Origin of the sequence: Stenotrophomonas maltophilia (assembly GCF_006974125.1) — a bacterium.
GTDB lineage: Bacteria > Pseudomonadota > Gammaproteobacteria > Xanthomonadales > Xanthomonadaceae > Stenotrophomonas > Stenotrophomonas maltophilia_O.
Window position 1 is genome coordinate 1,839,608 of record NZ_CP037858.1, and the last position, 13,079, is coordinate 1,852,686.

Consider the following 13,079-nt stretch of genomic DNA (forward strand, 5'->3'; position numbering starts at 1 on the left):
ATTAAGTCGTTTGTGCACAAACGACTTAATCCCCTCCGTCCCCTTTTTCTGCGAAGGTGCCAACCAAGGTTGGCACCCACCACAGCGGTTTACGCCATGCCCGAATGGCGCAGCAGCGCGTCGATCTGCGGTGCGCGGCCGCGGAAGGCCTTGAAGTTCTCCGCCGCCGGACGGCTGCCACCCCGCGACAGGATCTCATCGCGGAAGCGTGCACCGGTTTCCGCCAGCGCCTGCGGCGCCTCCTCGAACGCGGCGTAGGCATCGGCGCTGAGTACCTCGGCCCACTTGTAGCTGTAGTAACCAGCGGCGTAACCGCCCGCAAAGATGTGGCTGAACTGGTGCGGGAAGCGGTTCCAGACCGGCGGATGATTCACCGCCACTTCCGCGCGCACGCGGTCGAGCAGCGCCAGCACGCTGTCCTGCGCTGGTTCGAACTGGCTGTGCAGCAGCATGTCGAACAGGCCGAACTCCAACTGGCGCACGGTGGCCATGCCGCTGTGGAAGTTGCGCGCTGCCAGCATGCGCTCGTACAGCGCGCGCGGCAGCGGTTCGCCGCTGTCCACGTGCGCGGTCATGCCCTGAAGGTGGTCCCATTCCCAGCAGAAGTTCTCCATGAACTGGCTGGGCAGTTCCACTGCATCCCATTCCACGCCATTGATGCCGGCTACGCCCAGTTCACCAATGCGGGTCAGCAGCTGGTGCAGGCCATGGCCCATTTCATGGAACAGGGTGGTCACTTCATTGTGGCTGAAGGTGGCCGGCTTGCCATTGGCACCGCGGCCGAAGTTGCACACCAGGTAGACCAGCGGCGTCTGCACGCTGCCATCGGCGCGCACGCGGCGGTTGCGGCAGTCATCCATCCACGCACCACCGCGCTTGCCCTCACGCGCATACAGATCCAGATAGAACTGGCCGACCAGCGCGCCCTGCGCATCGACCAGGCGGAAGAAGCGCACGTCGTCATGCCACACCGGTGCCCTGTCCTCCTGCACACGCAGGCCGTACAGCTGCTCGATCACCGAGAACAGGCCGCCCAGTACCTTCGGTTCGGTGAAGTACTGCTTCACTTCCTGCTCGGAATAGCTGTAGCGCGCCTGCTTCAGGCGATCGGCGGCGAAGGCCAGGTCCCAGGCCTGCAACGGCTCGATGCCCAGCTGCTCGCGCGCGAACTGCTCCAGCTCGGCGCGGTCCTTGGCCGCGAACGGTTTGGCGCGCGCGGCCAGGTCACGCAGGAAGCCGAGTACTTCGGCCGGGTCCTGCGCCATCTTGGTCGCCACCGAATACTCGCCATACGAACCGAAGCCGAGCAGGTTGGCCAGCGCTGCGCGCAGGGCAAGGATGCGGTCGATGTTGCCGCCGTTGTCCAGCGCATCGTCGCCGAATTCGGATGCGCGCTGCGCACTGGCGCGGTACAGGATCTCGCGAAGGTCACGGTCCTCGCCCCAGGTCTGCACCGGCAGGTAACACGGCATCTGCAGGGTCAGTTTCCAGCCTGTTTTCCCATCCTTTTCTGCCGCAGCGTGCGCGGCGGCCTTCACGTCATCGGGCAGGCCGGCCAGGCGCGCTTCGTCCTCGATGATCAGCGACCACGCATCGGTAGCGTCCAGCACGTTCTGCGAGAACTTCGCCGACAGCGCCGACAGTTCCTCCTTGATCGCGGCGAAGCGCTGCTGGGCCTCGGGCTCCAGTTCGGCGCCCCCCAGGCGGAAATCGCGCAGGGTGTTGTCCAGCACCTTGCGCTGGGCCTCATCGAAGGTCGCCGCCTCGGGGCTGCCGGCCAGGGCCTGGTACTGGCGATACAGCGCCAGGTTCTGGCCCAGTGCACTGGCAAAGCGGGTCACCCGCGGCAGGTTGCTGTTGTAGGCCTCGCGCAGTTCCGGCGTGTTGACCACGCCCTGCAGGTGGCCGACCAGGCCCCAGGCGCGCCACAGGCGCTCGGTGGCATCGTCCAGCGGGGCCACGAAGGTCTGCCAGGTGACCGGCTGCACCTGCTCGGCGGCGCTGACAGCGGCTTCCGCCTCGGCCAGCAGCACATCCAGCGCCGGCGCCACGTGCTCCGGGCGGATCGCCTCGAAACGCGGCAGGCCGGAAAAATCGAGCAGGGGGTTGGCAACGGTCACGGCAGGTCTCCAGGATACGGGCCCGGCAGGCGGGCAGCCCGTTAGATATGGCGCTGCCAGGCGAGGCTGACAAGGGGGCGCGGCCCGATATTCACGTCGGCCTTACGGTCACGGCTCGAAGCTCTGGCTGCGGGGGAGTCCGCAGCGGTACGTATCGAACGAGGCCCCACATGGAAGGTCTGGCTGCAGTTGCATCCGCCTCACCGGCACGGTCGCTGGCGCTGTCCGCCAGTACGGCCGAACTGACCTGGATCGCCGCGCTGTGCGATGCCGGCGACGACGCCCCGCGCCACCTGCAGCAGTTGCAGACGGTGCTGCAGCAGGGTGGCACGTTCAACGATGCCCAGGAGTGGTACCCGTTCGAAGTGATCGAACGCGGCGCCAGCCAGTTGCGGCTGGGCCATGAGCGCGAGTTCGTGATCTGCGTACTGCTGTGGCTGCAGGCGTTGGCCCAGGGCCGCGCCAGTACCCTCGATCCCGGCCTGCACCTGGATGACCGCGCGATGGACATCGAGGCGCTGCCCGATGCGCTGCGTGATGCGGTGCTGGATGCGTTCACCGCGGCGGGATACTGAGGTGACCGGTAGAGTCGACAGTTAGTTGTGTAAACCCAGCCGATGCACATCCGGCCGCGCGTTGCCGCGCTACAACGCTTCCAGGCTGCACCACGGCAACGCCGGCAGCCCCTGCCCGGCCACCGCCGCCGCCAGTTGCGCATCGGCGCCGTCGACATCGATGCCCTGGCGCGCGTACCACGACGGGTCGTAATAGCTCTGCGCGTAGCGCTCGCCGCTGTCGCACAGGATGCTGACGATGCTGCCCTGGTGGCCCGCCTCGCGCATCCACTGCGCGGCCTGCAGCACACCGATGAAGTTGGTGCCGGTGGAGCCACCAACGCGGCGCCCCAGCTGGCGGCTGACATGGCGCATCGCGGCCAGGCTCAGCGCATCGGGCACCTTCACCATCGCATCGACGCTGGTCGGGATGAAGCTCGGCTCGACCCGCGGCCGACCGATGCCTTCCACGCGTGAGCCACCGCTGCAGCTCAGGCCGCGCCAATCCGGCTCACCGGCCACGGCCGCTTTGTAGCCATCGAAGAACACCGACACTTCCGGGTCCGCGCACAGGATACGGGTGTCATGCCGGCGGTAGCTGACATAGCGGCCCAGCGTGGCGGCGGTACCGCCGGTGCCAGGGCTGCACACGATCCATTCCGGAACCGGGCTGGGCTCCTCGGCCATCTGCTTGAAGATGGATTCGGCGATGTTGTTGTTGGCACGCCAGTCGGTGGCGCGCTCCGCATAGGTGAACTGGTCCATGAAGTGGCCGCCGGTTTCACGGGCCAGCTTTTCCGAATCACAGTTGAGGTCGCAGGCACGCTCGACCAGATGGCAGCGGCCACCGTGGAATTCGATCGCCGCGATCTTCTCCGGCGAGGTCGTGGCCGGGATCACCGCAATGAACGGCAGCCCGAGCAGCCGCGCGAAATAGGCTTCGGAGACAGCGGTCGAGCCGCTGGATGCTTCGATCACCGGGCGCCCTTCGCGCAACCAGCCATTGGTCAACGCATACAGGAACAGCGAGCGCGCCAGCCGGTGCTTCAGGCTGCCGGTGGGATGGCTCGATTCATCCTTCAGGTACAGGTCGATGCCCTCGAACCCTGGCAGCGCCAACGGGATCAGGTGGGTATCGGCGGAACGGTTGAAATCGGCTTCGATCTTGCGGATGGCGGCGGCCACCCATTCACGCTGCGACATGGCGGGCAATCGTTGTCAGGACGGAACGGTGCGATCCGGCCATTGTACGTCGCAGTGCCGTCAGGTGCTGGCCGCTAGAATGGCACCATCCGGCCGGCAACGGCCCTGTCTGAAGGACCCCCCCATGACCATTCCCGCCCTGCGCGATGTTCCCGGCGTCGCCGCCCAGGCCCCGGCCGACACCACCGGCTTCGTGTTCAACCACACCATGCTGCGGGTGAAGGACATCACCGCCTCGCTGGACTTCTACACCCGCGTGCTCGGCTACCAGCTGATCGACAAGCGCGACTTCCCGGAGGCCCAGTTCAGCCTGTACTTCCTGGCCTACGTGCCGGCCGGCGCGCTGGTACCGGAAGACGACAGCCAGCGCCGCCTGTGGATGGCCGGCCTGCCGGGCGTGCTGGAACTGACCCACAACCACGGCACCGAGAACCAGCACGGCGCGGTCTACCACGATGGCAACAGCGACCCGCGCGGCTTCGGCCACATCTGCGTGTCGGTGCCGGACATCGAGGCCGCCTGCCAGCGCTTCGAGGATCTCGGCGTGACCTTCCAGAAGCGCCTGACCGACGGCCGCATGAAGAACCTGGCCTTCATCAAGGACCCGGACGGCTACTGGGTCGAGATCATCGCCAACGCCTGACCCAAAAAGGGGACGGAGGGGATTAAGTCGTTTCTGGCACTATTGGCTGGAAGCGACTTAATCCCCTCCGTCCCCTTTTTTGCGAGGTTCGTATGGAAACGATGGAACTGCACCGCGGCCGCTTGATCGACCATCTGCAGCTGGTGGTGCGTGACTTGGCCGCCAGCCGCCGCTTCTACCAGGCGGTGTTCGACACCATCGGCGTGCCGCTGGGCGGCGAAGGGCCGGACTTCTTCTGGGCCGACGAACTGTTCATTTCCAGCGCCAGCAGCAAGGCTGCCGCCGGCCAGCTGACCGGCCGCCATCACCTGGCCTTCCAGGCCCGCGACAGCGCCACCGTCGATGCCTTCCACACTGCAGCCATCGCCGCCGGCGGCACCGACAACGGCGCGCCCGGCGAACGCCCCTACCACCCGGGCTACTACGGTGCGTTCGTGCTCGATCCCGATGGCAACAACATTGAAGTGGTCTACCACGGCCCGGCCAACTACAGCGCCGACTCGGTGAAGGTCACTTTCTGATTTCACCGATACCGTGAACGAAGAAGCCGGGCAATGCCCGGCCTCGCTGCTTCCGATGGTGCGGCCCTCAGTGGGCGGCCATGTAGATGTCCTGCAGCACGGCCTTTTCCAGCTCCAGCTCACCCAGCAGGTTCTTCACGATGTCGCCCAGGCTGAGGATGCCGACCAGGCGGGTGCCGTCGGTGACCATCAGATGACGGCGCCGCGAGTACGTCATCAACGACATGGCCTGCTTCAGGGTGGCCTCCGGGGCGATGCCTTCCAGGCCGGTGGACGGCAGGCTGGAAATCACCCGGCGGCCGGCCTGCGGGCCGTCGTCGGCCAGGGTACGCACGATGTCCTTTTCGGAAATGATGCCGACCGGGGCATCGTCCTTCATCACCACCAGCGCAGCGATCTTGTTCGCGCTCATCTTGTGGGCGGCGGCACCGATGGTGTCTTCGGCGTCGATGGTGATGACAGCTTCATTCTTGGATTGCAGGAGTTCGCGGACGTTCATTCTTGTTTCCTGGTGCAGGTCACTGAAGTCAAAAAAGTGTGCTCTTCCGATACGCCCCCTCCCCGGGAACAGACCTTTCAGCGCACGTCTGGCGCACACGCCGGCCTTGGGAGATGGATCGGCAGGCATCGTGCTGCAACGCGAACGAGGTGGGTTCAACCGCTCACCCTGGACCTCGGTCAACTTGATTCTACGACTGCGACCATCAGTCACTACCGGCATCGATGGGACAGTTCGTCGTGGGAACCAACCGACGATCCAGAGAATGGCACCGCGGCTGAAACCGCCGCTGAATACACGCGATGCCGCGTGTTAAAGATTGATTGATCGCTGCCGACGGCGGACAGAACACCCTGTGGCTGTCCCACTTGCCGCTGCCAGCGGCACAAACGAAAGGGGGCCACAGGGGCCCCCTTCGCTTGCAGCATTCAACCCGGCCGGTGGGCCTTACTCCACCGTTACGCTCTTGGCCAGGTTGCGCGGCTTGTCCACGTCGGTGCCACGTGCCAGTGCGGTGTGGTACGCCAGCAACTGCACCGGAATGGTGTGCACGATCGGGCTGAGTACGCCGGCATGGCGCGGCGTACGAATCACGTGCACGCCTTCGGACTCGTTGAAGTTGCTGTCCTGGTCGGCGAACACGAACAGTTCACCGCCACGCGCACGTACTTCCTGCATGTTCGACTTCACCTTTTCCAGCAGGCTGTCGTTCGGCGCGATCACCACCACCGGCATGTCCTCGTCCACCAGCGCCAGCGGGCCATGCTTCAGCTCGCCCGCCGGGTAGGCCTCGGCGTGGATGTAGGAGATTTCCTTGAGCTTGAGCGCGCCTTCCAGCGCGATCGGGTAGTGCAGGCCGCGGCCCAGGAATAGCGCGCTGCTCTTGCGCGCGAACCGCTCGGCCCAGGCAGCGATCTGCGGTTCCATGTTCAGCGCATGCTGCACGCTGCCCGGCAGGAAGCGCAGCTGCTCCAGGTAGTCCGCTTCCTGTGCGGCGTCGATGCGGCCATGCAGCTTGCCCAGCACCACGGTCAGCTGGAACAGCGCCGCCAGCTGGGTGGTGAACGCCTTGGTCGAAGCGACGCCGATCTCGGCACCGGCACGGGTGTAGCAGACCAGTTCGCTGGCGCGCGGGATCGCGCTTTCCGGCACGTTGCAGATCGACAGCGTGTGCTTGTGGCCCAGCGACTTGGCGTACTTCAGCGCTTCCATCGTATCCAGCGTTTCGCCGGACTGGGAAATGGTCACGATCAGGTGCTTCGGATTCGCGTAGGCAGCGCGGTAACGGTACTCGCTGGCGATCTCCACGCTGCACGGCAGGCCGGCGATGGCCTCGACCCAGTAGCGTGCAGTCAGGCCGGCGTAGTAGCTGGTACCGCAGGCGATGATCTGCACGCCCTCGATGCCCGACAACACGGCTTCGGCGTTCTTGCCGAACAGCTCGGCCGGGAAACCACCGGCATCGATCGCCGCCTCGATGGTGTCGCCCAGAGCGCGCGGCTGCTCGTGGATTTCCTTCTGCATGAAGTGGCGGTACGGGCCCAGCTCCAGCGATGCCAGCGATACATCCGACAGATGCACGTCGCGCTCGACCGGCTGGTCATGCTCGTCGAAGATGCGCACGCCATCGCGGCGGATTTCGGCGGTGTCGCCCTCTTCCAGGAAGATCACCTTGCGGGTGGCCGAGATCACCGCCGAGACATCCGAAGCGACGAAGTTCTCGCCTTCGCCCAGGCCGATCAGCAGCGGGCAGCCCATGCGCGCGCAGACGAAGCGCTCCGGCTCGGCACGGCTGACCACGGCCAGCGCGTAGGCGCCGGTCAGTTCCTTCACCGTGTGCTGCAGCGCCACCAGCAGGTCGTCGCCATCCTTCAGGTGGTGGTGGATCAGGTGTGCGATGACTTCGGTATCGGTCTGCGATTCGAAGGTGTAGCCCAGCGCGCGCAGCTTCTCGCGCTGCTCTTCGTGGTTCTCGATGATGCCGTTGTGCACCAGCGCCACGCCCTGGCTGATGTGCGGATGCGCATTGGCCTCGGTGACACCCCCGTGGGTGGCCCAGCGGGTATGGCCGATGCCCAGCACCGCGTTGAAGCCCTCGGCCTCGGCCGCCGTGGCCATTTCCGACACTCGGCCGGTACGACGCACGCGACGCACCTCCGACCGCTCGGCATGGTCGATCACCGCGATACCCGAGGAATCGTAACCACGGTACTCAAGGCGCTTCAGACCCTCGATCAGCACCGGCACTACGTCGCGATCAGCGATCGCACCCACGATTCCACACATGTCACGCGTTTCCTTGAAGACGATCGTCGCATTCTAGCCTGCGTGCCCGGCTTCTCCCTCCTGTCCGCTTAATGAAAGTGTCCGGAAAGGTGTCCGCGGACACCCGGACACTTCACATCAAAGCCCAACCCCTTGACCCATAAGGAATTAAAGTTGGCACGCTACGTGCTTGGTACTGGCTACCACCGTCAGGCACGCACCCGATGATCCGCGACACTTCCGCCCAGGACCAGATCGTTTCCTCCGCCCCGGCCAGCGCCCCGCGCGCCAACTGGCTCCGTTACCGTTGGCCGGCGCTGGGCACGATCGCCCTGCTCGCCGGCATCGGCTGGGCCGTGCACGCCTGGTCCAATGCCAGCCGCTCCTTCGACAGCAGCCGCGTGCGCATCGCCGAAGTGAAGCGTGGCGATCTGGTCCGCGACATCGCCGCCGACGGCCGCGTGATCGCCGCCAACAGCCCGATCCTGTATGCCATCTCCGCGGGCACCGTGGACCTGAAGGTGGTCGCCGGCGATGTGGTGAAGAAGGGGCAGGAGCTGGCCCTCATCGACAGCCCCGAACTGCGCAGCAAGCTGGCCCAGGAACAGGCCACCCTGGCCGGCCTGGAAGCCGAGGCCAGCCGTGCCGCGCTGGACGCCACCCTGGCCCGCGCCAAGTCGCGCAAGGAAACCGACCAGGCCACCATCGAACGGCAGGCCGCCGATCGCGACCTGCAGCGCTACCAGCGCGGCTATGACGGCGGTGCGGTGCCGCAGATCGACCTGGCCAAGGCCAAGGACTCGCTGAAGAAGGCCGACATCACCCTGGCCAACGCCACCACCGATGCGCGCCTGCAGAGCCAGGGCGCCGACCTGGATGCCCGCAACAAGCGCCTGCTGGCCGATCGCCAGAAGGCGGTGGTGGCCGAAGTGCAGCGCCAGGTCGATGCGCTGACGCTGCGTGCCCCGTTCGATGGCCAGGTCGGCCAGGTGCAGGCGGTGCAGTCCACCAACCTGGCCGCCAACGCCCCGGTGCTGGGCGTGGTCGACCTGTCCAAGTTCGAAGTCGAGATCAAGGTGCCGGAGAGCTTCGCCCGCGACCTGGCGATCGGCATGCCGGCACAGCTGACCGGTGGCAACGGCCAGCCGTTCCCAGGTGAGATCAGCGCGGTGTCGCCGGAAGTGGTCAACGGCGAGGTCAATGCCCGCGTGCGCTTTGCCAGCGCGCAGCCGGAAGGCCTGCGCCAGAGCCAGCGGATGTCGGTGCGCGTGCTGCTCGATACCCGCAGGAACGTGCTGAAGGTCGAGCGCGGCCCGTTCGTCGAACAGGGCAACGGCATGGCCTACGTGATGGATGGCCGCACCGCCGTGCGCCGTCCAGTGGAACTGGGCGTCAGCAGCCTGGGCGAAGTGGAAATCAAATCGGGTGTGCAACCGGGCGACCGCATCGTGGTCTCCGGCAGCGACCTGTTCAAGGACGCCGAACGCGTCTCCGTCAACTGATACCTGATACCTGAATCCTGGAGAGAGGACACCCCATGTACATGCTCGAAATGCGTTCGGTCGCCAAGGTCTTCCGCACCGAACAGGTGGAAACCCACGCACTGCGCTCGCTGGAACTGCAGGTCAAGGAAGGCGAGTTCGTCGCCGTCACCGGCCCGTCCGGTTCCGGCAAGACCACCTTCCTCAACATCGCTGGCCTGCTGGAAACCTTCACCAGCGGCACCTACATGCTGGACGGCCAGGACGTGAGCACGCTGGGCGATGATGCGCGCAGCCGCCTGCGCAACCAGAAGATCGGCTTCATCTTCCAGGGCTTCAACCTGATCCCGGACCTCAACCTGTTCGACAACGTCGACGTGCCGCTGCGCTACCGCAAGATGAGCGCCAACGAGCGCCGCGAGCGCATCGAGAAGGCGCTGACCCAGGTCGGCCTGGGCTCGCGCATGAAGCACTACCCGAATGAACTCTCTGGCGGCCAGCAGCAGCGCGCGGCGATTGCACGCGCCCTGGCCGGCAGCCCGCGCCTGCTGCTGGCCGACGAACCGACCGGCAACCTGGATACGCAGATGGCCCGTGGCGTGATGGAACTGTTGGAAGAGATCAATGCCGCCGGCACCACCATCGTGATGGTCACCCACGACCCGGAACTGGCCGCGCGCGCGCAGCGCAACGTGCACATCGTCGACGGCCAGGTGACCGACCTGGTGCGTGAGCCGGTGCTGGCCACGCCGGTGCGCCACATCGTCGCCGTCAACGAGTGAGGGCCCGACCATGTTCGCCTACTACGCCCGATTGGCGGCGCGCAGCTTCCGCCGCAACAAGGTCCTGACCGCACTGATGGTGGTTGCCATCGCGCTCGGCATCGGCGCCTCCATGACCACGTTGACCGTGTTCCACGTGTTGTCCGGCGACCCGATTCCCGGCAAGAGCGACCGCCTGTTCTACGTGCAGCTCGACGCCGCGACCGGCGCCTATGTCGCCGGCGAAGAGCCGGAAACCCAGCTGACCCGCTTCGACGGTGAAGCGCTGCTGCGCGAAGCCAAGGGCGAGCGCCAGGCGCTGATGAGCGGCGGCGGTGGCACCATCGAACCGGACAACAGCACCCTCAAGCCCTTCAGCATCGACACCCGCTGGACCTCGGCCGACTTCTTCCCGATGTTCGAGGTGCCCATGCAGTACGGCCGCCCCTGGACGCGCGAGGACGATGAAGGCCGCGCACGCGTGGTGGTCATCTCCAAGGCGCTCAACGACAAGCTGTACCAGGGTGCCAACAGCGTGGGCCGCGACCTGCGCATGGAAGGCCAGAGTTACCGCATCGTCGGCGTGATGAAGGAATGGAGCCCGGAGCCGCACTTCTACGACCTGACCACCGGCAGCTACGGAAAGAACGAAGACCTGCTGCTGCCGATCTCCACCTCGTTCGACCTGAAGCTCGGCAACAACGGCAACATGAACTGCTTCGGCGAAAACCCCGACGGCAACAGCTACTCGCTCAATGCACCGTGCGCGTGGCTGCAGTACTGGGTGGAAATGGACCCGGCCAAGGCCGGCGACTACCGCCGCTACCTGGAGAACTATTCGACCCAGCAGCGCGAGGCCGGCCGCTTCAAGCATCCGCCGAACGTGCGCCTGCGCACCGTGATGGAATGGCTGGACTTCAATGGTGCAGTCCCCAGCGACGTGCGCCTGCAGCTGTGGCTGGCGCTGGGCTTCCTCGGTGTCTGCCTGGTCAACACGGTAGGCCTGCTGCTGGCCAAGTTCCTGCGCCGCAGCGGTGAGATCGGCGTGCGCCGTGCGCTCGGTGCCAGCCGCGGCCAGATCTTCCTGCAGTGCCTGGTGGAAGCCGGCGCGGTCGGCGTGGTCGGTGGCGTGCTCGGCATCGGCCTGGCCCTGCTCGGCCTGTTCGCGGTGCGCCAGCAACCGGTGGAGTACGCCAAGCTGGCCCATCTGGACGGCAACATGCTGCTGCTCGCACTGGGCCTGACCCTGTTCGCCAGCCTCGCCGCCGGTTTCCTGCCCGCCTGGCGCGCCATGCAGGTCACCCCGGCCATCCAGCTCAAGTCGCAGTAAGCACCCGAACGAGGACTCCCATGGACATCCGCCCCATCCTCAGCACGCTGCGCCGGCACAAGACCGCTGCCGCCCTGATCGTGCTGGAAGTCGCACTGACCTGCGCCATCGTCTGCAACGCGCTGTTCCTGGTCAGCCAGCGCGTGGAAAAGATCAGCATGCCCAGCGGCATCGCCGAGAGCGAACTGGCGATGCTGCGCGTCAGCGGCATCGGCAAGCAGACTGACGCCATGGCCCGCACCCGCGAGGACCTGGCATCGCTGCGTGCGATCCCCGGCGTCAGCAACGTCACCATCATCAACCAGATCCCCTTCCGCAACGGCTCCTCCAGCAGCAGCATCTCGCGCGTGATCGACCAGGAACGGCCGACCACCAATGCCTCGATGTACACCCTGTCCGAGAACGGGCTGGCCACGATGGGCATCAACCTGATCGCCGGCCGCGATTTCCTGCCTGACGAGTACCAGAACTTCGAAGACGTCAGCAAGGGCGGCGCCAAGGAAAAGGCCATCCCGGTCATCCTCACCCAGGCCACCGCCGCCAAGATGGAGCCCAACGGCAGCGCCCTGGGCAAGACCTACTACATGGGCAAGCAGTCGCTGCACGTGGTCGGCATCGTCGACACGCTCAGCACGCCCAATGGCTGGAATGACAACTGGACCAACTCGATGCTGCTGCCGATCCGCCGCACCTTCGACGACGGTGGCACCTACATCCTGCGTACCTCGCCCGAACGCCGCCAGGAAGTGCTCGATGCTGGTGCTGCCGCGCTGGAGCGCAACGACCCGAACCGCCTGATGCGCGACAAGCTGACCTATGAAGACCAGCGCAAGGACTTCTTCAAGAACGACCGCGCGATGGTCGGCCTGCTGATCACCGTCAGCATCTCGCTGCTGGTGGTCACCGCGCTGGGCATCATCGGCCTGGCCAGCTTCTGGGTGCAGCAGCGCAGCAAGCAGATCGGCATCCGCCGTGCGCTGGGCGCGACCCGCGGGCAGATCCTGCGCTACTTCCAGACCGAGAACTTCCTGCTGGCCACGCTGGGCATCGTGCTGGGCATGCTGGCCGCCTACGCGATCAACCTGGCCCTGATGAACCTGTACGAGCTGCCGCGCATGCCGTTGTACTACCTGCCGCTGGGTGCGCTGCTGCTGTGGGTGCTGGGCCAGATCGCCGTGTTCGGGCCGGCGCGGCGTGCCGCGGCGGTTCCACCGGCGGTCGCCACGCGGGGCGCGTGAGATGCGTGCCTGCGCGATGTGCCTGATGCTGCTCCTGCCACTGCCGGCGCTGGCCGGTGGTGGCAGCGCGCAGACGCTGGAATGGCGCCAGGATGGAGCGCGGTTGTCGCTGCGCTCGACCGAGGGACAGGTGCATGTGGACGCCGCCAGCCCCGAAGCGCGCTTCGGCGTGCGCAGCGGCGACCGCATCCTGCGCGTGGACGACACGGCGGTACGCCAGGTCGAGCACCTCGCCGTGGCCTTGCGCCATTCCAATGCAGCCACCGCCTATCTGTTGCTGCGCCGCGACAGACGCGAACTGACGGTGGCGGTCAACGCCGCCGCATGGCGACAGGCATTGGAGGTCCCGCCACCACCCGTGCCGCCACCCCCGCCAGCCCCGCCCGGGCGCTGAACATCATCCGCTCCTGCACGGCCGCAGGTTTGGCTATGCTTGATGGGTGGCGCCGGGCTCTCCCGGTACA

Annotated in this window: 12 protein-coding genes; 8 read left to right on the forward strand and 4 right to left on the reverse strand. The window is 66.2% G+C overall.

What is annotated here, in order from left to right:
- Positions 1-89: 89 nt before the first annotated feature.
- Positions 90-2,120, reverse strand: coding sequence for a M3 family metallopeptidase (locus EZ304_RS08335; RefSeq protein ID WP_142806780.1), 2,031 nt, complete (start codon positions 2,118-2,120; stop codon positions 90-92).
- 170 nt (positions 2,121-2,290) lie between these two features.
- Between EZ304_RS08335 and EZ304_RS08340 the strand changes: the two genes are divergently transcribed.
- Positions 2,291-2,695 carry a hypothetical protein gene (locus EZ304_RS08340; RefSeq protein ID WP_106550942.1) on the forward strand — a complete coding sequence of 135 codons (405 nt, stop codon included), beginning with the start codon at positions 2,291-2,293 and terminating at the stop codon, positions 2,693-2,695.
- A 69-nt stretch (positions 2,696-2,764) separates the two neighbouring features.
- Here EZ304_RS08340 and EZ304_RS08345 read toward each other — a convergent pair whose 3' ends face one another.
- The gene (locus tag EZ304_RS08345) at positions 2,765-3,877 is read right to left on the reverse strand and encodes a PLP-dependent cysteine synthase family protein (protein WP_142806781.1); all 1,113 of its coding nucleotides are present in this window, start codon (positions 3,875-3,877) and stop codon (positions 2,765-2,767) included.
- Positions 3,878-4,001: 124 nt separating this feature from the next.
- On the opposite strand from EZ304_RS08345, the gene gloA reads away from it, so the two are divergent.
- Both gloA and EZ304_RS08355 read left to right on the forward strand, forming a co-directional pair.
- A complete protein-coding gene (gene gloA / locus EZ304_RS08350) occupies positions 4,002-4,520 on the forward strand; it encodes a lactoylglutathione lyase (RefSeq protein ID WP_099551138.1) in 519 nt (172 codons plus the stop codon).
- Between the two features lie 92 nt (positions 4,521-4,612).
- A complete protein-coding gene (locus EZ304_RS08355) occupies positions 4,613-5,041 on the forward strand; it encodes a VOC family protein (protein ID WP_142806782.1) in 429 nt (142 codons plus the stop codon).
- Between the two features lie 67 nt (positions 5,042-5,108).
- On the opposite strand, the gene EZ304_RS08360 is transcribed toward EZ304_RS08355, so the two are convergent.
- Together EZ304_RS08360 and glmS are read right to left on the reverse strand one after the other, a co-directional pair.
- Positions 5,109-5,540, reverse strand: a complete 432-nt coding sequence (locus EZ304_RS08360) for a CBS domain-containing protein (RefSeq protein WP_142806783.1) — start codon at positions 5,538-5,540, stop codon at positions 5,109-5,111.
- 447 nt (positions 5,541-5,987) lie between these two features.
- Positions 5,988-7,826 (reverse strand): glutamine--fructose-6-phosphate transaminase (isomerizing), encoded by a 1,839-nt coding sequence (gene glmS, locus EZ304_RS08365; RefSeq protein ID WP_099551135.1) that lies wholly within the window; start codon positions 7,824-7,826, stop codon positions 5,988-5,990.
- A 203-nt stretch (positions 7,827-8,029) separates the two neighbouring features.
- Between glmS and EZ304_RS08370 the strand changes: the two genes are divergently transcribed.
- The 5 genes from EZ304_RS08370 to EZ304_RS08390 are packed head-to-tail and all read left to right on the forward strand — an operon-like array spanning position 8,030 to position 13,009.
- Entirely contained in the window at positions 8,030-9,307 is a 1,278-nt protein-coding gene (locus EZ304_RS08370; protein WP_142806784.1) for an efflux RND transporter periplasmic adaptor subunit, read from the forward strand.
- A gap of 35 nt (positions 9,308-9,342) precedes the next feature.
- Complete coding sequence (locus EZ304_RS08375) at positions 9,343-10,068, forward strand: ABC transporter ATP-binding protein (RefSeq protein WP_049429240.1); 726 nt, start codon at positions 9,343-9,345, stop codon at positions 10,066-10,068.
- 10 nt (positions 10,069-10,078) lie between these two features.
- Positions 10,079-11,377 carry an ABC transporter permease gene (locus EZ304_RS08380; RefSeq protein ID WP_005414537.1) on the forward strand — a complete coding sequence of 433 codons (1,299 nt, stop codon included), beginning with the start codon at positions 10,079-10,081 and terminating at the stop codon, positions 11,375-11,377.
- A 20-nt stretch (positions 11,378-11,397) separates the two neighbouring features.
- Positions 11,398-12,615 (forward strand): ABC transporter permease, encoded by a 1,218-nt coding sequence (locus EZ304_RS08385; protein ID WP_099551133.1) that lies wholly within the window; start codon positions 11,398-11,400, stop codon positions 12,613-12,615.
- Between the two features lie 16 nt (positions 12,616-12,631).
- The gene (locus EZ304_RS08390; protein ID WP_185959247.1) at positions 12,632-13,009 is read left to right on the forward strand and encodes a PDZ domain-containing protein; all 378 of its coding nucleotides are present in this window, start codon (positions 12,632-12,634) and stop codon (positions 13,007-13,009) included.
- The last annotated feature ends 70 nt before the right edge of the window (positions 13,010-13,079 follow it).

Excerpts from the sequence above, each read along its gene's own strand:
- EZ304_RS08340 (WP_106550942.1), top strand. The coding sequence starts at position 2,291 with ATGGAAGGTCTGGCTGCAGTTGCATCCGCCTCACCGGCACGGTCGCTG.
- EZ304_RS08345 (WP_142806781.1), bottom strand. The coding sequence starts at position 3,877 with ATGTCGCAGCGTGAATGGGTGGCCGCCGCCATCCGCAAGATCGAAGCC.
- gloA (WP_099551138.1), top strand. The coding sequence starts at position 4,002 with ATGACCATTCCCGCCCTGCGCGATGTTCCCGGCGTCGCCGCCCAGGCC.
- EZ304_RS08355 (WP_142806782.1), top strand. The coding sequence starts at position 4,613 with ATGGAAACGATGGAACTGCACCGCGGCCGCTTGATCGACCATCTGCAG.
- EZ304_RS08360 (WP_142806783.1), bottom strand. The coding sequence starts at position 5,540 with ATGAACGTCCGCGAACTCCTGCAATCCAAGAATGAAGCTGTCATCACC.
- glmS (WP_099551135.1), bottom strand. The coding sequence starts at position 7,826 with ATGTGTGGAATCGTGGGTGCGATCGCTGATCGCGACGTAGTGCCGGTG.
- EZ304_RS08370 (WP_142806784.1), top strand. The coding sequence starts at position 8,030 with ATGATCCGCGACACTTCCGCCCAGGACCAGATCGTTTCCTCCGCCCCG.
- EZ304_RS08375 (WP_049429240.1), top strand. The coding sequence starts at position 9,343 with ATGTACATGCTCGAAATGCGTTCGGTCGCCAAGGTCTTCCGCACCGAA.
- EZ304_RS08380 (WP_005414537.1), top strand. The coding sequence starts at position 10,079 with ATGTTCGCCTACTACGCCCGATTGGCGGCGCGCAGCTTCCGCCGCAAC.
- EZ304_RS08385 (WP_099551133.1), top strand. The coding sequence starts at position 11,398 with ATGGACATCCGCCCCATCCTCAGCACGCTGCGCCGGCACAAGACCGCT.
- EZ304_RS08390 (WP_185959247.1), top strand. The coding sequence starts at position 12,632 with ATGTGCCTGATGCTGCTCCTGCCACTGCCGGCGCTGGCCGGTGGTGGC.